Origin of the sequence: Streptomyces sp. NPDC020983 (genome assembly GCF_044333485.1) — a bacterium.
Lineage (GTDB): Bacteria > Actinomycetota > Actinomycetes > Streptomycetales > Streptomycetaceae > Actinacidiphila.
This window is the reverse complement of record NZ_JBIRRA010000002.1, coordinates 1-18,067: the sequence shown is the minus strand read 5'-3', so window position 1 is coordinate 18,067 and position 18,067 is coordinate 1. Positions and strand designations below refer to the sequence as shown.

Annotated in this window: 16 protein-coding genes; 4 read left to right on the top strand and 12 right to left on the bottom strand. The window is 75.8% G+C overall.

Translation table 11 applies throughout. The features are described 5' to 3' along the window. Positions 1-197: 197 nt before the first annotated feature. The gene (locus ACH4SE_RS03720) at positions 198-2,132 is read left to right on the top strand and encodes a hypothetical protein (protein WP_398541649.1); all 1,935 of its coding nucleotides are present in this window, start codon (positions 198-200) and stop codon (positions 2,130-2,132) included. A gap of 296 nt (positions 2,133-2,428) precedes the next feature. Here ACH4SE_RS03720 and ACH4SE_RS03715 read toward each other — a convergent pair whose 3' ends face one another. Beyond that, complete coding sequence (locus ACH4SE_RS03715; protein WP_398541648.1) at positions 2,429-2,902, bottom strand: carboxymuconolactone decarboxylase family protein; 474 nt, start codon at positions 2,900-2,902, stop codon at positions 2,429-2,431. 31 nt (positions 2,903-2,933) lie between these two features. After that, entirely contained in the window at positions 2,934-4,409 is a 1,476-nt protein-coding gene (locus ACH4SE_RS03710; protein WP_398541647.1) for a DHA2 family efflux MFS transporter permease subunit, read from the bottom strand. 248 nt (positions 4,410-4,657) lie between these two features. Here ACH4SE_RS03710 and ACH4SE_RS03705 point away from each other — a divergent pair, with 248 nt between their 5' ends. Next, the gene (locus ACH4SE_RS03705; protein WP_398541646.1) at positions 4,658-5,113 is read left to right on the top strand and encodes a MarR family winged helix-turn-helix transcriptional regulator; all 456 of its coding nucleotides are present in this window, start codon (positions 4,658-4,660) and stop codon (positions 5,111-5,113) included. On the opposite strand, the gene ACH4SE_RS03700 is transcribed toward ACH4SE_RS03705, so the two are convergent. The 6 genes from ACH4SE_RS03700 to ACH4SE_RS03675 form a co-directional block, all read right to left on the bottom strand. Continuing rightward, complete coding sequence (locus ACH4SE_RS03700) at positions 5,114-6,154, bottom strand: pentapeptide repeat-containing protein (protein WP_398541645.1); 1,041 nt, start codon at positions 6,152-6,154, stop codon at positions 5,114-5,116. It abuts the gene before it with no gap. A gap of 49 nt (positions 6,155-6,203) precedes the next feature. Next, positions 6,204-6,584, bottom strand: coding sequence for a hypothetical protein (locus ACH4SE_RS03695; RefSeq protein ID WP_398541644.1), 381 nt, complete (start codon positions 6,582-6,584; stop codon positions 6,204-6,206). Positions 6,585-6,618: 34 nt separating this feature from the next. Beyond that, positions 6,619-7,920, bottom strand: coding sequence for an MFS transporter (locus ACH4SE_RS03690; RefSeq protein WP_398541643.1), 1,302 nt, complete (start codon positions 7,918-7,920; stop codon positions 6,619-6,621). 261 nt (positions 7,921-8,181) lie between these two features. Beyond that, positions 8,182-9,162, bottom strand: a complete 981-nt coding sequence (locus ACH4SE_RS03685) for a L,D-transpeptidase (protein ID WP_398541642.1) — start codon at positions 9,160-9,162, stop codon at positions 8,182-8,184. 530 nt (positions 9,163-9,692) lie between these two features. Further along, positions 9,693-10,100: a nuclear transport factor 2 family protein gene (locus ACH4SE_RS03680; protein WP_398541641.1), complete on the bottom strand. Its 408-nt coding sequence runs from the start codon at positions 10,098-10,100 to the stop codon at positions 9,693-9,695. Positions 10,101-10,158: 58 nt separating this feature from the next. Further along, the gene (locus ACH4SE_RS03675; RefSeq protein ID WP_398541640.1) at positions 10,159-11,379 is read right to left on the bottom strand and encodes an MFS transporter; all 1,221 of its coding nucleotides are present in this window, start codon (positions 11,377-11,379) and stop codon (positions 10,159-10,161) included. 104 nt (positions 11,380-11,483) lie between these two features. Between ACH4SE_RS03675 and ACH4SE_RS03670 the strand changes: the two genes are divergently transcribed. Further along, positions 11,484-12,053: a TetR/AcrR family transcriptional regulator gene (locus ACH4SE_RS03670; RefSeq protein ID WP_398541639.1), complete on the top strand. Its 570-nt coding sequence runs from the start codon at positions 11,484-11,486 to the stop codon at positions 12,051-12,053. 12 nt (positions 12,054-12,065) lie between these two features. Here ACH4SE_RS03670 and ACH4SE_RS03665 read toward each other — a convergent pair whose 3' ends face one another. From ACH4SE_RS03665 to ACH4SE_RS03650, 4 genes are all read right to left on the bottom strand, one after another. Next, positions 12,066-13,235, bottom strand: a complete 1,170-nt coding sequence (locus ACH4SE_RS03665; RefSeq protein WP_398541638.1) for a hypothetical protein — start codon at positions 13,233-13,235, stop codon at positions 12,066-12,068. Then, on the bottom strand, positions 13,232-14,068 hold the full coding sequence (locus ACH4SE_RS03660) for a serine protease (RefSeq protein ID WP_398541637.1): 837 nt from the start codon (positions 14,066-14,068) through the stop codon (positions 13,232-13,234). The genes ACH4SE_RS03665 and ACH4SE_RS03660 overlap by 4 nt, the downstream gene beginning before the upstream one ends. Next, on the bottom strand, positions 14,065-14,388 hold the full coding sequence (locus ACH4SE_RS03655; RefSeq protein WP_398541636.1) for a CU044_2847 family protein: 324 nt from the start codon (positions 14,386-14,388) through the stop codon (positions 14,065-14,067). Before ACH4SE_RS03655 ends, ACH4SE_RS03660 begins: the two co-directional genes overlap by 4 nt. Positions 14,389-14,516: 128 nt before the next feature. After that, positions 14,517-15,872 carry a HEAT repeat domain-containing protein gene (locus ACH4SE_RS03650; RefSeq protein WP_398541635.1) on the bottom strand — a complete coding sequence of 452 codons (1,356 nt, stop codon included), beginning with the start codon at positions 15,870-15,872 and terminating at the stop codon, positions 14,517-14,519. Between the two features lie 244 nt (positions 15,873-16,116). On the opposite strand from ACH4SE_RS03650, the gene ACH4SE_RS03645 reads away from it, so the two are divergent. Next, positions 16,117-17,871 carry a carbohydrate-binding module family 20 domain-containing protein gene (locus ACH4SE_RS03645; protein ID WP_398541634.1) on the top strand — a complete coding sequence of 585 codons (1,755 nt, stop codon included), beginning with the start codon at positions 16,117-16,119 and terminating at the stop codon, positions 17,869-17,871. Positions 17,872-18,067 lie beyond the last annotated feature (196 nt).

Sequence of the window (18,067 nt, the reverse complement as noted above, 5' to 3'; positions counted from 1 at the left end):
GCCGCGGGCAGTACGCTCATGACCCTCACGGCGGCTCCGCTGCGTACCCCGGCCTCGTCCCGTACGCTGCCCGCGAGCCCGTGGGCCACGGCAGCCCGGCCCGGCTGCCGGCCGGACGCCGACGAGTACGGCACAGGGCACCGAGGGGTACGACGGGTGTCCCCTCTCCACAAGGCGCGGCGCGAGGGGCGGATCACGTGGCAGACCAGCACGACGGCACCGGCATACCCGGCGAGCAGCCCCCCGCCCCGGCGGGACCCGAGGCCTCCGCCCCACCCGCGAAGAAGGCCCCCGCACCCCGGAAGACCGCCCCGGCGAAGAGCCCGCAACCGCCCGCGGACGCGGTGCCGGCGAAGAAGTCCGCCGCCGCACGCAGGACGGCTGCCGGTGCGCGCAAGGCGGCGCCTGCCAAGTCCCCGCAGCCGCCCGCCGCCCCGGTGACCCCGGCCGCCCCCACCACCCCGCAAGAGCCCCAGCCCCTGCCCCCGGCTGCCCCGGCGCAGGCACCCGCGGAGGGTACGGGCACGCCGCCCGCCGCGCCGCAGCCCGCGGCCGCACCCGCACGGAAGACCGCGGCCGGGCGCAAGACGGCCGCCCCCGCCGCCGGTACGCAGGACGCCCAGCCGCAGCCCGCAGCCGCGCCCGCGCGCAAGGCCGCCGCACGCAAGGCCGCCGCCACCGGCACGAACGCAGGGCAGAGCGCCCAGCCGCAGCCGCCCGCCGCGGCGGATGCCCCGCTGGACGCCCCGACGATGCAGATCGCCGTCGTGCCGCGCAAGGCCGCCGCCGCCAAGGCCCCGCAGCCGGCCGCGGCCGGCGCGTCGGCCGAGGGGGGCGACACGCCCCCGGCGAAGAAGACGCCCGCCCGCAGGAAGGCGGCGGCCGCGAGCGCGCAGCCTTCCGCGCAGGCCGGCTCCGGCGTGGAAGCGTCCCCGCAGGACGCGGCGCCCGCCGACGGGAGCGGGCCGCAGAAGACGGCACCGGCGAAGGCGGCACCCGCGAAGGCGGCGAAGAGCGCGAAGAAGGCACCCGCGCGCAAGGCCGCCGCGGCGGCCGGTACGGCGGCAGCGGCGAAGACCGGCGCGCAGAAGTCCGCGCCCGCGCGCCGGACGGCGGCGAAGAAGGCGGCTCCCGCCGCGGAGGCCGGAGCCGCGGCCGCCGCCGCGCAGACCGGCGCGCCGCAGCCCGGTCCGGATGCGGCCGGCGCCCCCGCCGCGGAAGCGGCCGCCCAGCAGACGCCCCCGCAGGCCACCGGCGCCCCCGCCCAGGAGCCGGCGCCCCCCACGCCCGACGCGCCCGACGCGCCTGAGGCAGCCGCCCAGGAGCAGCCCGGCGCCGGCGCCCCCGGACAGCAGGAAGCCCCCGCTCCCGACGCTGCCGACGCCGCCCTGCCCGGCTACCTTCAGCAGCAGGGCTTCGGCAGCGTCGATGCGGACGGCGACGGCGGCGAGCCCGGTCGGCGACGGCTCGGGCGGCGGGCACGCGTGCTGCTCATCGCGGCCGCGGCGGTCGTCGTCGCGGGTGCGATCGCGCTCACCGCGGTGGTGAGCAGCAGCGGCAGCGACGACCCCGGCGCCGCGTCGGCCGACCCGACGACCGCGCCCGCACCGTCCTCGGCGAGCGCCTCTCCCTCGGCGGCGCCCACCACGGCCTCGCCCTCCGGCAGCCCGACGTCGAGCCCCACCGCCGCGCCCACCACCGCGAGTCCGAGGCCGCACGCGACCAAGGCGCCGGCCAGGCCCGAGCCGAGCACCCACGCACCCGCCGCCCCGGCGAAGCCGGACGGCCCCCAGGTCGCGAGCGTGCGGGTGGAGGGGCTCACATGCGCCCTCGGCCAGGGCGGCGCCGCGAGCCAGGCGTCCGCGAAGGTCGTCGTCACCTACGACGGCAGCGCGTCCGGCACGCTGAAGCTGACGTGGTGGCGCAGCGATGCGGTCCGGCCGCGGAGCGGTTCCCCGACGGCCCCGTCCCAGACGGCGAAGCTCCCGGCAGGGGTGGGCAGTTACACCTTCACCGGTAACTACAGCTTCAGGACCGACACCAAGCACCCGTACATCGGCGTGACCGTCACGACGGATCCGGCGGCCCACAGCGGCAACGGTGCCACGCAGTTCGCGGTCTGCCGCCCGTAACGCCGCCCGGCGAGCGGGCGTTGCCCACCCGGCAGCGCCCCGCTCGCCCGCCCCTGCGCGTACCCGGGGCAGCCCGCCACCGGCGGCACGGAATCCCGCCCCACCGAAGCCCCGCAGGGCTCAGCCCGGCACCTGGCCCGCCACGCACCACGGCCCGCCGCCGTACACCGCAGCCCACCCGCCCACCCGCCGCCCGCAGCGGGCGCAACCGGGGCACACCACCCGCCCCGGCGCCCGCACACGGGCACCCCCCCACCGGCGGCACGGAATCCCGCCCCACCGAAGCCCCGCAGGGCTCAGTGCGGCACCTGGCCCGCCACGTAGTCGCCGCCCGGCTGGCGGATGATCACGTTCAGCCGGTTGAAGGCGTTGATCAGGGCGATCTGGCCGACCAGCGCGGTCAGCTGCTCCTCGTCGAAGTGCTTGGCCACCGCCGCCCACACCTCGTCCGGGACGCCTGCCGAGTCGGCGAGGCGGGTGCCGTACTCGGTCAGTTCGAGAGCGGCGCGTTCGGCCTCGGTGAAGACGGTGGTCTCGCGCCAGGCGGCGACGAGGCTGAGGCGCACGGCCGTCTCGCCCGCCGCCACGGCCTCCTTGACGTGCATGTCGAGGCAGCCGCCGCAGCCGTTGAGCTGGCTCGCGCGGATGTTCACCAGGTCGCGCAGGTGGGCGGGCAGCTCCGTGCCCCGCAGGGCGCGGTCGCAGCCCACCATGTGCTTCACGAGCTTCTGGCCGGTCTCCGTGGCGAGTGCGTTGATCCGGGGTCCCATGGGCCCTCCCTGTCCTCGTCGGAAGTGACGTTCACTCCTTCGACGAGGAGCCGCCGCCGGAGGTAACACCCGCGCGGCGGCGGAAGGCCGGGCGCGGGGCCCGCGCACCGCGCGGCGGCGGGGGGGAGTGGCGTGCCGGGGCGTCGCGGATGGTGAGGGTGAACAGGACGGACGCGAACGCCATGACCGTCAGCACGAGGTAGACGGTGTGGTAGGCGGAGGGCGGGGCGACGTGCCCGGCGGTGGCGGTGTTGGTGATGAGCAGGGTGGCGACCAGGGCCGGGGCCAGGGCCATGGACAGCTGGCTGATGACGCTGCCGAGCGTCGACGCCTGGCCCATGTCCTCCTTGCCGATCGTCGCGAAGGAGGCGACGGTGAGCGGCATGAAGACCGCGCCCATGCCCAGGCCCAGCAGGAACATGTAGATCCGGAAGGACCAGGGCCCGGTGTCCGGGCCGACCGTCGCCGTCATCACGGCCAGGACGGCGGCGACGCAGGAGAGGCCGCCCGCGATGATCAGCCGCGGCCCGAAGCGGTCGAAGACGCGCGCGGCGAGCTGCACGGTCAGCAGCACGCCGAAGGCCTCGGTGAAGGTCGCGCTGCCCGACTCCAGGGCGCTCGCGCCGCGTGCCTCCTGGAGGAAGAGCGGCGCCGCGTACATCGCGCCCATGAAGGGGATGACGCCGATGAGGCCGAGGATCTTGGTGTCGCGGAAGAGGGCGTCCTTGAACAGCCGCAGCCGCAGCGCGGGGGCGGGCTTGCGGAGTTCGACGACGACGGTCGCGACGAGCAGGGCCGCGCCGGCGGCGAGGCTGCCGGCGATGAGGGGGCTGCCCCAGCCGCGCTCGGCGCCCTCGGAGACCCCGTACATGACCAGCGACAGCGCGCCCGCGGACAGCAGCAGGCCGGGCACGTCGAGGCGTCCGGGGTCGCCGTGCCGCGGGTTGTCGAGGAAGAGCAGGCCGAAGAGGAGGGCGGCGATGCCGAAGGGGAGGTTGACGTAGAAGACCCAGCGCCAGGAGATGCTGTCGACGAGGACGCCGCCGAGCATGGGTGCGATCGCGGGGGCCATCTGCTGCGGGATGATCATGACGCGGGAAGCGCGGACCCGCTCGGCGGGGCTGAAGGTGCGGAAGAGCATCGCCGCCGCGACCGGGGTGAGCAGGCCGCCCGACATGCCCTGCAGGCCCCGGAAGACGACGAGCTGGCCGAGGCTGTCGGCCATCCCGCACAGCGCGCTGGCCACCGTGAACAGGCCCATCGCCGACAGCAGCACGGGCTTGCCGCCGAAGCGGTCGCCGAGCCAGCCGGAGACGGGGATGGTGATGCCGACGCACACCGGGTAGACCACGGCGACGCTGTCCGCCCCGGCCGCCGTCACGCCGAACTGGCGGGCGATCGAGGGCAGCGCGACGGTCGTGATCGCCCCGTCCATCACCACGAGGAAGAACGTGGCGACGAACATGGTGGGTACGACCAGGCGCTGGTTGAGGCGTCGGCCGGGCATGGTCCTCCTCCCCCGGGGGCCCGGGGCGTGCGTGCGGGGTGGGTCGGTGGCCGCGGAAAGACGGCAGGGGCAGCGGAACGGCGAGGTGAACCGTAACCGCTTACGGGTGTACGTAGGGGTGCGGGCCTGTGCGGGCGCACGAGCGGATCGAGCCGCGCCCGATATGCTGAGTCTACTCACTATGAGTCGACACACAACACACGGACGCGCCCTTCGCCCGGGGCGCGGAAGGAGCGAGACGGGACCCAGTGGTGGACATCCGGAGCAGCGACGTACTGGTCGACGACCTCTTCAGGACGACCGTGCGGCTGCGCACGTACGTCGACGCGCAACTGCACTGCCACGGCCTGTCCGTGTCCCGGCTGCGGCTGCTCAGAGCCCTGTCCACCACCGAGGAGCCGCTGCGCATGCGCGACCTCGGCGACGCGCTCGGGGTCGCCGCCCGCACCGTGACCTCGCTGGTCGACGCCCTGGAGCGGGAGGGCCTGGTCGAGCGCCGCCGACACCCCACCGACCGGCGCGCCTTCCTGCTGAAGCTCACCGACCTCGGGCGTACGACGCACGCGCGGGCCGAGGACATCGACCGCGCCGCGCTCGCGACGGCGACCGCGAGCCTGGGCCGGGAACAGCGCGCGCTGCTCCTGGAACTGCTCGCGAAACTGCGCGAGTCCGTACCGGACGCCCCGCCGGCGCCGCCGGAGTAGTCACCGCGGGCGGGGCGTGGGCGGCGGGCCGTCCACCGCGCCGGACGGCGCCCAGGCGGCGCAGTCGGCCAGCCTCGCGGCCACCCACGGGTCGGCGGCCAGCCCGGGTGGCAGCACGGTCTCCACGTCGAGGCGGGCGCCGGCGAGCTGCTCGGCGGTGAGCCCGGAGGCGCCGCGCAGGTCCGCCCGGCCGAGGTCGGCGCCGCGCAGGTCCGCCCGGCCGAGGTCGGCGCCGCGCAGGTCCGCGCCCGCCAGGTGCGCGTCGCGCAGGTCGGCGCCCGCCAGGGGCACGCCCGCGAGCCGGGCGCCGGCGAGCACGGCCAGGCGCAGATCGGCGTGGTTCAGGATCGAGCGGTGGAAGTCCGCCCCCCGCAGATCGGCCCGCCGCAGGTCCGCGGAGGTCAGGAACGCCGGCGACAGCCGCGGCGGCGCGGCGAATTCGAAGGCGCGCAGGCTCAGCCCCGCCAGCACCGCCCCCCGCAGGTCCACCCGGCGGACCTCCGGGCGCCGCGGGCGGCGCGCCAGCACGTCGACCGCGGCCTGCACGTCCTGCGCGGGCTGCGTCCCCCACTCCGGCACGGGCCGCCCGGCGTTGCGCACGGCGGGCAGATCGGTCGACGGGTCGAACGCCGCGCCGGCGCGGTTGCGTACGTACGCGGCGAGCACGCCCACCACCGCGTCGTGGTCCTGCTCCGACTCGGCGAGTACGTGCTCCAGGCTGTAGATGCCGCCGAGCCGCACCTCGGTGTGCGGGGAGGCGAGCTGCTCGACGGCGGCCCGGAAGCGCTCGGTCACCTGACCGCGCCGGGTCAGGACGTACGTGCGCGCGGTGTACGCGAGGCTCGCGAGGACGGTGGCCCCGGCGAAGGCCGCGAGCACCGTCTGCCGTACGGCGTTCAGCGCGTCGGCCCGGTCCTTGCCGTGCAGGCCCCGCACACTGCCCCCGGCGACCAGCCACGACAGCGGCCCGAGGATCAGCAGCACCCCGCCGGCGACCCCGGCCGCGCCGGCCAGTCCCAGCACCCACACCCGCCCGCGCATCCGCCCGCCCTCCCCCGGCCCGCCGGACGACCGTACCCCCGCCGCGCGGTCAGCGGGGCCGCGGCGGCACCGGCACACCCGGCTCCGGGCGGGCCAGGACCTCCGCGAGCGGCGCCCCCTCACGGGCGGCGACGGCCCTGCGCGCCCGCACCTGCGCCCGCGTCCGCGGCCGGTACTCCGGCTCCTTGCTGCACCCGCAGCCCGACAGCCCCTCGTACCGCAGCCCCGCGCGCAGCACCACCTCCACCACGGACCAGCCGCGTACGTCCCGGCGGCGCGGCGCGGCGAAGTCGTGCCCGGCGCAGGCCATCGGCCGCCCGCAGTTCGGGCAGTGCTGCTCGCGCTCCCCGGACCAGTGCCGCTTGAAGCTCACCCGGCAGCGGACGCACACGAAGTGCGTCTTGTAGTGGGCGACGGCGTAGAAGCACATGCCGCGAGCGTAGGGGGGTTCCTGCCGGTGACGGCTACGGATTGCGCTCCGGTGCGGCCTCCGGCAGCTCCCGGCCCAGCCGTCCCAGCGGGGAGAGGGCCAGGACCGCCGGGGACAGCAGCATCGCGGCGGCCGTGGCGAACAGGCCCGCGCGCAGGCCGAGTCCGTCCGCGAGGACGCCGCCGAGGAGGGAGCCGAGCGGGGCGGTGCCCATGCCCGCGAAGGTGATCGTCGCGGCCGCGCGGCCCTGCATCGCGGCCGGGGTGACGGCCTGCCGGACGGCCGTGACGGCGACGTTGACCAGCTGGCCGCCGCAGCCGAACAGCAGGCCGGCCGCGAGGAGGACGGGAACGGTCACCCGCGGGGGGCCGTGCAGCGCGGGCACGCACAGGAACGCCCCGTCGCCCAGGGCCGCCGCGGCCACGATGACCGCGCCGTAGCCGAAGCGGCGCGGCAGGCGCGCGGCCAGCACCGAGCCGAGCAGCGCGCCCGGGCCCGCCACGGCGAGGGCGCCACCGACGGCGGCGCCGGACAGGTGCAGCTCCTGCGGCAGGAAGAGCAGGTAGACGGTCGTCATGGCCGCGAAGGAGAGCTGGAAGGCGGCCGAGGCCAGGCACACGGCCCGCAGCCACGGCTGGCCGGCCACGAACCGCACGCCCTCGCGGATCTGCCGCCGGGCACCGGGCCCGTCGGCCGGGCGCGGAGCGACGTGCTCGGACCGCCGGATGCGCCGGATCGACAGGAAGGAGAGCGCGAACAGCAGCCCGCCGCAGGCCGCGGCGACGGGCGCGGACACCGCGGACACCAGGGCCCCGCCGAGCGCGGGACCGCCGGTCTGCGCCGCCGAACGGCTCGCCTCCAGCGCGCTGTTGCCGCGCACCAGCAGATCGCGTTCCACCAGCCGGACGAGCGAGGTCTGGTAGGCGACGTCGAAGAGGACGGACAGCGCGCCGACCGCGAAGGCGAGCACGAGGAGGGCCGGAAGGCCGGGCCCGCCCAGCAGGGCCGCCAGGGCGGCGGCGCCCAGCAGCAGGGCACGGCCGGCGTCCGCGAGCACCATCACCGTCCGCGTCCGCCACCGGTCCGTCCACGCCCCGGCGAGGAGCGAGAGCAGCAGTGCCGGGGCCTGCCCCACCGCGCGCAGGACGCCCAGTTCGGCGGGGCCGGCGCGCAGCGCCAGGACGGCGAAGAGGGGGAGGACGACGAGCGTCGCGTGCTCGCCGAGCTGGGAGGCGGTCTGCCCCGCCCACAGCCGGCGGAAGTCGGGGTCCCGCAACAGCCGCGGGGCGGCGGGGTGTTCGGCGTCGGGCGGGGCGGGGGTGGCTGCGCACGGCACGGCGGTCCCTGGGGGTGCGGCGGCGAGGCCCGCCGCCGGGCACGCGGACGTGCGGCCGGCGGTCCGGGCAGGGCTGGGAAGCTCGCTGTGCCGCAACAACCTCAAGGGCGGCACGCGATGACGGGCCGGTGGCGGCCTGGGACGTCAACGCGTGCTCGTACGACCGACCATGTCCTCGCTCCTCGCCTGGTGCGTCGCTCCGTGGCGAGGCTAGCCGTGGGCGGCGCGGGGCGACAGCGGATTTCCTGCGCCCGGCCCGCTTCAGGCGGCGGCGATGGCGATACGGGGGTGGGCGGAGGGCTTGGCCCAGCTCATGACGCGGTCCATCGTCGCGCGCGGCACGGACACGCAACCGGCCGTCGCCCCGGAGCCGTTGACGTGCAGGAAGATGCCCGCACCGCGGCCGGGGACCGCGGGCCGGCGGTTGTAGTCGATGACGAGCGCCTCGGCGTACTGCGTCGGGTGGTCGATCAGGTGCTCGCTGCCGCGGTCGCCCGCCTCGGTGAGGGGGAAGTCCGCTCCCTGGGCGCTGTGGCGGGAGTTGTAGTACGCGGACTCGGGGTCCTCGACCCACCAGTCGTCGGCGACGACCCGGTGGTAGGGCATCGCGGTGCCGCTCGCGGCGACACCGAAGCCTTCGGTGAGGGTGTACGTCCCCGAGGGGGTGGTGGACGTGTTCTGCCTGCGCGTCGACCCGTCGACGACCCCGGCGGAGCCGACCCGGCCCGCGGTGGTGCTGAACTCCGCCTTCCAGCCCGCCGGTCCCTTCGCCCACGCCGTCACGGTGGCGTACGAGCCGCGCGCCTCGACGGTGATCACCTGCGTGGCGTCGCCGATCTGGACGGGAACGGGGAAGTGCGGCGCGGTCGCGCCGGCGGAGGAGCCGCTCCCCGTCCCGGAGGAGCCGGCCGCCTTCGTGCCGGACGGGGAGGCGGAGGGCGCCTTCGTGCCCGTGCTCCTGCCCGGCGACGCGGACGCCGTATGCGACGGCGTCGGGGTGGCCGACGCGGAGGCGGAGGCGGACGCGCTGGCCGGGGCGGAAGGTGAGGCGGGCACGGACGTCGAGGCCACGGCCTCCGGCGCGGCGGTGTCCGCGGTGGACTGCGCCGTGGTCCCGCCCGTACCCGCCGCGTCGCCGCCCGACGCGCCGCAGCCGACGGCCAGCAGGAGCGCCCCCGCGGTTCCGGCGGCTGCGAGGAGGGCGCGGAAACGCGCCGGTGACGGGGAGGCGGGAACGGCCACGGGTGGTCCTTCGGGCGGTGGGTCGGACGGAGCGGGTCGGCGGCCAGTGGGAGGGCGTGCCCGAGAACACGTTGGCGCGTACACATACTAGGGCGTGTCCGCAAAGTCCCGTCGTCCGCCCGGAGGGCGGGGCAGACGGTGTCTGGTGCGTGCGATCGCAAGGCGGAGGGTCGTCCTCGTAGTGGGCCTACTCGGACGAGCCCGGCAACGTAGCGAGCGTGCATGCCAGGCGCCGTGTGCCAGGCGGGACTTTGCGGACACGCCCTAGGGCCGGGTCACCGGCGCCGGACGTCCGGCAGGCCGCTCCTCCGGCGGACAGGGGTGCCGGAAGGGAAGGCGCCCCGCCCTGCCGCGGGGTGGGGCGGGGGGTCAGCAGGAGGGGTTGCCGCCCTCGGGCACGCCCGGCAGGGCGGTGAAGGACCGGTGGGCGCCGCCCCGGTCCTGGACGTGCCGGGGAGGGACGCCCGCGGCCACCGCCGGCGACGTGCCGGCGGTGGACCGCGGTGTCCGGGCCCGGGCGGCCCGGCGGGTCAGACGGCGGGGCGCCCGCTCGCCGTGGTGGCGGGCAGCTCCTGGTGGACGTCCCAGTGCTCGGCGATCAGCCCGTCCTCGATCCGGAAGATGTCGACGACGGCCTGCGCGTCCGCCCCGGGCGCCGGGGTGAACAGGCTGTGCACGACGACCAGTTCACCCTCGGCGACGGTGCGCCGGATGTCGAAGCGCAGCTCCGGCAGCTGGGCGTGCAGGCTGTCGACCAGCGCGGTCAGGGCGGCGAGGCCGTCGGGGAGGGCGGGGTTGTGCTGCGCGAGACCGGCGGCGACGAAGCGGGCGGCGGCCTGCGTGCGCCCCTCGTTCCAGACGGTCTCCATGAAGTCCCGGACGAGGGCGGTGTTCTGCTCGGCGGTGGTGGGGGCGGCGGTGGCGTTCTGAACGGTCATGGTGAGCTCCTTCGATGCTGCGGATCGGTGCGGTCGGGGTGCGGTGTGGTGCGTCATGTCAGTGGCTGTGTGCGGGAGCGGCGGGCGCGGCCGGCGCGGGGGCGGCGGTGGCCGCGGTCTCCCGTAGGGCGTGGTGCCGGCCCGAGGCGCGGTGCGCGGCGGCCCCGAGGGCCAGCGGGGCGAGCCCGGCGGCCGGCAGCCACGAGGCGCCGAGCGCGGGGAGCAGGCTGCTGCCGAGCAGGCTGCCGAGGCTCATCCCGAGGTAGAGCGACGAGGCGTTGAGCGCGAGCCCCAGCGCGCGCTGGTCGGGCACGAGGGCCACCAGGCGGGCCTGCTGCGGGGCCTGGAAGAGCTGGCTGAAGACGGCCCAGACGACGATGGCGGCGACCGCCGCGGCGGGATCGGCGGGGGCGAGCAGCAGGGCCGCGAAGGCGACGCCGAACCCGGCCATGGAGACGGTGATGGTGGCCGGGCCGCCGAGCCGCTCGAAGACCCGCCCGGCGAGCCCGTTGCCCACGACACCGGCGACGCCGAAGACCAGCAGCAGCGCGGCGACCTGCCCGGTGCCGGAGCCGAAGCGGTCGGCGAGGTAGGCGCCCATCACGCCGTAGACGGTGAACTGCGCGGCCATGAAGGCGAAGGTGGTGGTGACGGCCGGAACGACCCCCGCGGTGCGCAGGACCGGCCGGAAGGCGGCGAGGGTGGCCGGGGCGCCGCGCTCCAGGGCCGGCACGAAGGCGGCGACGAGACCGAGGGCGAGCAGCGTCAGCCCCGCGATGCCGACGGTGGTCCAGCGCCATCCGATGCTCTGGCCGAGGCTGGTGCTGAGCGGTACGCCGAGGACGGCCGCGGCCGTCATGCCGGCGAAGACGGTCGCCAGGGCGCGGGCCCGGCGCTCGGCGGGCACCAGCAGCGAGCCGGCGACCGAGGCGGCCGGCCCGAAGGCGGCCCCGCCGAGCGCGGTGAGCACCCGGGCGGCGGACAGCGCCCCGTAGGTGGGGGCCAGCGCGGCGGCGACCCCGCCGGCGGCCATGACCGCGAGCCCGGACAGCAACACGGTCTTGCGCCCGAGGCGGCCGAGCAGCACCGGGGCGAGCGGCGCGGTGAGCGCGAAGGTCAGGGCGAACACGGTGACCAGCAGGCCCACCTGCGACTGGCTGACGTGCAGGTCGGCGCCGATCGGGTGGCCGAGGCCGACGACGGCCAGCGACGACGTGCCGAAGGAGAAGTAACCGAGGGCCAGGGCCCACAGGGCCGGTCCGGGGCGACGAGAGATCATCGGACCCTCACTTTCAATACGGTGCGGTGCGGTTCGTAATGGCATTCAAATACGGTCCGGTCCGTATGTCAAGTGGGGTAGGGTGGGCCCATGAGGAGGACCCCATGAGCGGACGACCCAGAGACCCCGGCGTCGACGACGCGATCCTGCGCGCGACCATGGAACTCGTCGAGGAGAAGGGCTACCGGGCGGCCAGCATCGAGGGCATCGCGGCCCGCGCCGGCGTCTCGAAGCAGACCGTCTACCGGCGCTACCGCAGCAAGGGCGAGGTGATCCTCGACGCCCTCGCCGCCTACGCGGCGGGCAACCTACCCGCCCCCGACACGGCGTCCCCACGCCGCGACCTCGCCCAGCTGCTCACCGCGACCTTCGCGGCCCAGCAGGGCATCCGCGGCGCGCTCAACCGCGCACTGGTCGCCGAGTCCATCGGCGACGACGACTTCGCCCGCACGGTGTGGGAACGGCTGATCCTCCCCCGCCGCGAGGCCGTCCGCACGATCCTCACCCGCGCCCGCGCCCCCCGCGAACTCGGCGACGCCGAGGCCGACTTCCTCGTCGACCTGGTCTACGGCCCCATGTGGTACCGGCTGCTCTTCGACCCCCCGTCCCTGACCGCCGCCTACGCCGAACGGCTGGCGGAGGCGGTCACGGAGATGGCCGCCGGGGGGAGTTGAGCCTCCGCGGGATCAGGGCCGCTCCTCGGCCTGGTCCAGCGCGCGGGCCAGCTCGTCCAGCTGGTGGAGGGCGTCGAGGGCGAGCGCGTACGCGGTGCCCGGCCGGTCGTCCACGCAGGCCCGGGCACGGCTCAACTGCGCCTGAAGGGCATGCAGTTGCCGCCTGGCGTCGAGCGGAACGGCGGGCCTGGACTGCTCCCCGGCCAGGAGGGGTTCCAGGTGGCTGATCAGCGACTCCGCCAGAGCGGTGCCGTCCGGTCCGCGCCGCCCGAACCCGGCCTGCCGGCCTTCCGTCCGCCGTACGACCGCCGCCACCAGCGTCTCCGCACCCGCGAGCCGGCGCCGGTCGCCGGACGTCCGGGCGGCTGCGTACTCCGCGGTCGCGAGGCTCCGCAGCACGGAGAGCGCCCGCGGGTGCCGGCCACCCAGCGTCGCGGACATCCGCTGGGCGACGACAGCGAGGACGTCGACGGCCCGCTCCATGCGCGCCCGGTCGCCCGCAGCCTCGGCCGACGCGAACTCGGCCCAGGCGAGGGCGGCCAGGGCCGACTGGGTGGCGGGGTCGTCGTCGCCGGCCAGCCGGGCCAGGCGCCGTACGTACCCGGCGAGTTCGTCGACCAGCTCGTCGGCCTCGGCGTGCAGGCCCTCCCGGCGGGCCACTTCGGCGAAGACCGCCGTCTCCAGGACCGCGACGTCCAGCGCCTCCCGCTCACCGGGCGAACGGGCCGCGAGCCGGCGCGCCTCCACCGCGAGCTCGGCCGCGCCGACGGTGTCGCCCCGGCGCAGCGCCAGGCGGGCGAAGTTGGCCGGGGCCGCCGCACGTTCCGTGGCGCTTTCCACCGACGCGGCGGTGACCTGCGCCGCGGCCTCGTACCGGCCGTGCGCGGCGAGCGCGACGGCGAGCCGGTCGAGCGCGGGTGCGAGCGTGACCAGCAGGCCGGGCTGCCGCCGCAGGCACGCGGCCACGTGCTCCAGCAGCGTGTCGGCGGTCTCGGGCAGGCCGAGCCCGTCGAGCAGCGCGACCAGCTCCGGGATGTCCCGGCCCAGCTCCGGGCGGTACGGCAACTCCCCCTCCGCGCACAGAGCTTCGACGGCCGACAGCAGCCAGCTGGACCGCGGCCCGTCCGGATCGCGCAGAGCGCTCCGGGCGGCTGCGACCGCCTCCTCCCAGGCCTCGCTCACACGCCGCCCCCGCCCCTGCCGCGCTCCTGCGCCTCGAAGACCCGCTTGAGGGCGAGGTAGCGCAACTCGGAGACGTCGGCGGGGTCCAGGACGGCCTGGTCGGCCATCTGCTGGAAGAAACCGAGCAGCGTGTCGACGCGGGCGGCCGGGCTCGGCCGGGGCGCCGCCTGCACCAACTCCGGCTCCGGCTGCGGCGGCGGACGCAGGACGTCCACGAGGTGGCCGACGTCGAAGTGGTCGAAGCGCCGCATCACCTCGCGGATGGTCGCGGCGAAGAGCACGTTGGCGCTGCGGCCCGCGTCCGCGCGGTCCGGCGCCTGCTCCAGCAGGATGCCGACGACCGCCGGCTCCCGCCCTTCGTCGGCGCCCTCGACCGGGCCGCCCGAGTAGCCGGAGTAGTCGCCGAGCAGCTGGTCCGCGGTGAGTTGCAGGGCCTCGATGCGGCCGCCGCCCTCACAGTCGTACGGGATCGCCCCACCGGCGACCCGGCCGGTCAGCTCGACGTCGTTCGCGGTGGGCCGGTAGGGCCCGCGCCAGCGTTCGCCGCCCCGCGCGACCCCGGCCACGGGCACGGGCTGCGCGACGCGGTGTGCCGCGGAGATCTCGATCAGCGCGAGATCCGCCTCCTTGTCCTGGCGGCTCACCCGCCCCGGCACGCGCGTGCCGTCCGCCAGCGACAAGGTCACCTCGGCCCCACCGTCGGCCGTGCCGCGCAGGCAGTGCAGCGCGGTGACGGCGAACCGCCGGGTCAGCAGGAAGCCCGCGCCGAGCCGCCGCTCCCCCTGGAACAGCTCGACCCAGTAGTCCGCGCCCGTGCCCGCACCGGCGGTCACGACCGGTCCGACTGCCGCTCCGGGGAGCGCTCCACGGTGAGGGTCACCTCGAAGGAGGCCTCCGCTGAGGCCTTGGAGAGGATGACGCCGGCCTCGGCGGCGAGCGTCAGATTGAAGGTGACCTCCATGGACGTCACCTGCCAGCCGTCCCGCTCCGGCACCTGCGCCAGCGACTGCTGCGCGATCGCCGAGGCCTGCACGATGGCCTCCTCCACCTCCGCGGCCCGGTCCCCCAGCACCGCGGACGTCCGCGTCCGCGACGCGATCTGCCGGCCCCCCGCGGCGTCCAGCGCCACCGTCTCGACCCTGACCTCGCCCATACGCCCGCCCCCGTCCCCTCTTCCGCTCGTGCGCTCTTCCGCGTCCGCCGGGCCGCCCTGCCGGCAGACGGTTGCGCCGCCCCCATGGTCCCAGCCCGCCGCCTCCCGCGGGGGCGGGACAGCGTGCTTCAGCCGGGTCGCGCGGCGGCGGCGTCCCGGCCCTCGACGGCGGCGCGGGCCGCGGCGAACCGCTCCCCGGACATCCGCCGGATCGCGTCGTACGCGGGGTGGCACTCGGCGATGGCGTCCTCGCCGCGGCCGAGGAAGGACCGGACGAGGGGGATGTCGGCGCGCGGGTCGCCCAGCAGGCCGAGGCCGCGGGCGCCCTGCACGGCGATGTCCGGATCGGCGTCGGCCATCGCGTGGACCAGCAGGACGCGGACGGCGGGCGTGTCGGCCTGGACGTCCGAGAGGGTGATCGTGGCGAGGGTGCGCACCTCCGGATCCGCGTCCTGCGCCAGGGCGCTGATCGCTCGCAGCGCGGCCGTGTCGCCGGGCTCGATCATCCCCTGCAGGGCGCCGGCGACGCCGAGCCGGACCTCACGGTCCGGATGGCCGGCGTGCCGCACGATGTCGGGGACGGCGCCTGGTGCGTAGTGCAGCCCGAGGGCGTGGACGATCCCGGCGAGCGCCCCCGGGTCCTCCTCCACCGTCACCCGGCGGGACAGCACCTCGGTGGCCGCGGCCTCCAGCCGATCGGCCGCCTCGCCGCCCTCACCGTCCTCGCCGTCCTCACCGGGCAGCACGGGCATGCCGTACAGCTGCAGCACCTCCGCGGCGAACCTGCGCCGCCCGGGGTCGGCGGCGCCCTCCAGGTCCTGCGCGGCCAGCGCGAGCGTCTCGTCGTCCATGCGCGCGCAGAGGGTGTGGGAGACGGTGAAGCGGCACGCGTGGCCGGGGGCGAACGCGAGGGCGCGGTCGGCCAGTTCGCCGTAGGGGACGCGTATGCCCAGCATCTCTTCCACGCAGGTCAGGATCGCGGCGTGGCCGGTCTGCACGCTCGCCGTACCGGCCGGCGTGGTGACGCGGACGGTCTCGTAGGGGCCGAGGTCCTCGTACGGTGCGATGCCGCGGGTGATCACGGCGCCGTCGCCGTCGGCCGCGCCCAGCCGCCGGAGCAGCTCGGCGGCCGGGTCGGCGCCGAGCCAGGCGCGGGCGAGGCCGGCCGCGTCCCGGCCCTGCTCGTCGCGGAGCAGGAGATCCGGCTTGCCCTTGAGCAGCGCATGAAAGGCCCCGAGCGCGCCGCCGTCGGCCGCCGGCATCACCGGCGTCCGCCCGCCGGGGCACCGCAGGTCGGGGTGCGCGCCGCTGCGGACGAGCAGCTCGCACATCGCGGTGTCGGCCTGGACAGCGGCGATACCGAGCAGCGTGTACCCGTCCCCGTCCCGCGCGTCGGGCGCCGCCCCCGCGGCCAGCAGCGCCTCCGCGGCGTCCACGTCGCGGGCCCGTACGGCGGCGACCGGCGCCGCGTCGTCGTTCGGCATGCCTGCATTGTGCGTCCCGTGGGCGCGTCCGTGAGGCAGTTCCCGGGGAAGCCGACTGCAAGTTCTTTCAGCAACTCACAGAAAGTTTTTTTGTCCGAGTGATTGACGTGTCCACCAGCGCGGCAGGAAGCTCCTGCCGGAACCCGACGGGACCGGGTTCCGCTCTCGTACGGCGGCCTGGCGCGTGGCCGCCTTCACAGGGCACCGGTGCGCCCACCGACGCCCTCGACTGAAGGAGCCGCCCATGAGATCAAGGGTCCTCAACGGCGCCGTCGCCGCGGTGGTCGCCGCCGCGGGACTGGTCGCCGCCGCCTCGCAGCAGCAGGCGGGCGCGACACCGCCCGGCAGCAGGGACGTCACCGCCACGCTGTTCCAGTGGAACTGGAACTCGGTCGCCAAGGCCTGCACCGACCAGCTCGGCCCGGCCGGTTACGGCTACGTCGAGGTCTCGCCGGCCACCGAGAACATCCAGGGCGCGCAGTGGTGGACGTCCTACCAGCCGGTCAGCTACAAGCTGCAGAACCGCCTCGGCAGTGAGGCCGAGTTCCGGTCCATGGTCGGCACCTGCCACAGCGCGGGCGTGAAGGTCGTCGCCGACGCGGTGATCAACCACATGTCCTCGGGCTCCGGCACGGGCACCGGCGGCACGGCGTACAGCAAGTACACCTACCCGGGTTACTACCAGGACCAGGACTTCCACACCTGCCGGACGAACATCTCCAACTACGCCGACCGTTCCAACGTCCAGAACTGCGAGCTCGTCGGCCTGGCCGACCTCGACACCGGCAGCGACTACGTCCGCTCCACCGTCGCCGCCTACCTGAACCACCTGCTGGCGCTCGGGGTCGACGGCTTCCGCATCGACGCCGCCAAGCACATCGCGGCGAGCGACCTGGCCGCGATCAAGTCCAAGCTGAGCAACCCGGGCGTCTACTGGGCGCAGGAGGTGATCTACGGCTCCGGCGAGGCCGTGCAGCCGGGCGAGTACACCGGCACGGGCGATGTCGACGAGTTCCAGGGCGCGTTCGACCTCAAGCGGATCTTCGGCGGCGGGAAGCTGTCCTCCCTCAGCCAGTGGGGCGCCTCGTGGGGCGCGGGCTACCTCGCCGGCGACAAGGCCCGCACCTTCGTCGACAACTGGGACACCGAGCGCAACGGCTCCACCCTCACCTACAAGAGCAACGCGGCCTACACGCTTGCCAACGTCTTCGTGCTGTCCTGGCCGTACGGTTCACCGAACGTCTACTCCGGCTACGAGTTCTCCGACAACGACGCGGGCCCGCCCAACGGCGGCCAGGTCAACTCCTGCTACACCGACGGCTGGAAGTGCCAGCACGCCTGGCCGCAGATCGCGAACATGGTCGGCTTCCGCAACGCGGTCTCGGGCACGGCCGTCACCAACTGGTGGGACAACGGCAACAACGCGATCGCCTTCGGCCGCGGCAGCAAGGGCTTCGTCGCGATCAACCACGAGGGCAGCGCCCTGACGCGCACCTTCAGCACGTCGCTGCCCGCGGGCACGTACTGCGACGTCCAGCACGGCGGCGCCCCGTACACCGTCGCCTCGAACGGCACCTTCACGGCGACGGTCGGTGCGGACGACGCCGTGGCCCTCTACGCCGGTTCCTGCGCGGCAGGCGCGGGTTCGGGCGGCCAGTCGACCACCGGGGGCACGACCGGGAGCACCACCGGGGGCACGAACCCGGCGGCCGGGGCGTCCTTCGCGGTGAACGCCACCACCACGTGGGGGCAGAACGTCTACGTCGTCGGCGACGTCCCCGCGCTCGGCGGCTGGAGCACCTCCGCCGCGCTGCCGATGTCCTCCTCCGCCTACCCCGTCTGGAAGCTCGACGTGAGCCTCCCGGCCGGGACGTCCTTCCAGTACAAGTACCTCCGCAAGGACGGCAGCGGCAATGTGACGTGGGAGTCCGGCGCCAACCGCACGGCCACCGTGCCCGCTTCCGGCAGCGTCACGCTCAACGACACCTGGCGCAACTGACGTCCGCGGCCGGCTCGGGCCGGTACGGCGGCGGCCGCCCGTTCCGGTGGTCCGGTGCGGGCGGCCGCTGTCGTGGTGCTGGGTGGTGCTGGGTGGTGCGGGTTAGCTGTGGTTGCCGGTCTTGCGGCGGCGGGTGAAGTAGACCGCTCCGCCGCCGATGGCGAGGAGGGCTGCTGCGCCGGCGATGAGGGCGGTG

Excerpts from the sequence above, each read along its gene's own strand:
- ACH4SE_RS03655 (WP_398541636.1), bottom strand. The coding sequence starts at position 14,388 with ATGGGCGAGGTCAGGGTCGAGACGGTGGCGCTGGACGCCGCGGGGGGC.
- ACH4SE_RS03645 (WP_398541634.1), top strand. The coding sequence starts at position 16,117 with ATGAGATCAAGGGTCCTCAACGGCGCCGTCGCCGCGGTGGTCGCCGCC.
- ACH4SE_RS03680 (WP_398541641.1), bottom strand. The coding sequence starts at position 10,100 with ATGACCGTTCAGAACGCCACCGCCGCCCCCACCACCGCCGAGCAGAAC.
- ACH4SE_RS03700 (WP_398541645.1), bottom strand. The coding sequence starts at position 6,154 with ATGCGCGGGCGGGTGTGGGTGCTGGGACTGGCCGGCGCGGCCGGGGTC.
- ACH4SE_RS03695 (WP_398541644.1), bottom strand. The coding sequence starts at position 6,584 with ATGTGCTTCTACGCCGTCGCCCACTACAAGACGCACTTCGTGTGCGTC.
- ACH4SE_RS03670 (WP_398541639.1), top strand. The coding sequence starts at position 11,484 with ATGAGCGGACGACCCAGAGACCCCGGCGTCGACGACGCGATCCTGCGC.
- ACH4SE_RS03710 (WP_398541647.1), bottom strand. The coding sequence starts at position 4,409 with ATGCCCGGCCGACGCCTCAACCAGCGCCTGGTCGTACCCACCATGTTC.
- ACH4SE_RS03715 (WP_398541648.1), bottom strand. The coding sequence starts at position 2,902 with ATGGGACCCCGGATCAACGCACTCGCCACGGAGACCGGCCAGAAGCTC.
- ACH4SE_RS03650 (WP_398541635.1), bottom strand. The coding sequence starts at position 15,872 with ATGCCGAACGACGACGCGGCGCCGGTCGCCGCCGTACGGGCCCGCGAC.
- ACH4SE_RS03675 (WP_398541640.1), bottom strand. The coding sequence starts at position 11,379 with ATGATCTCTCGTCGCCCCGGACCGGCCCTGTGGGCCCTGGCCCTCGGT.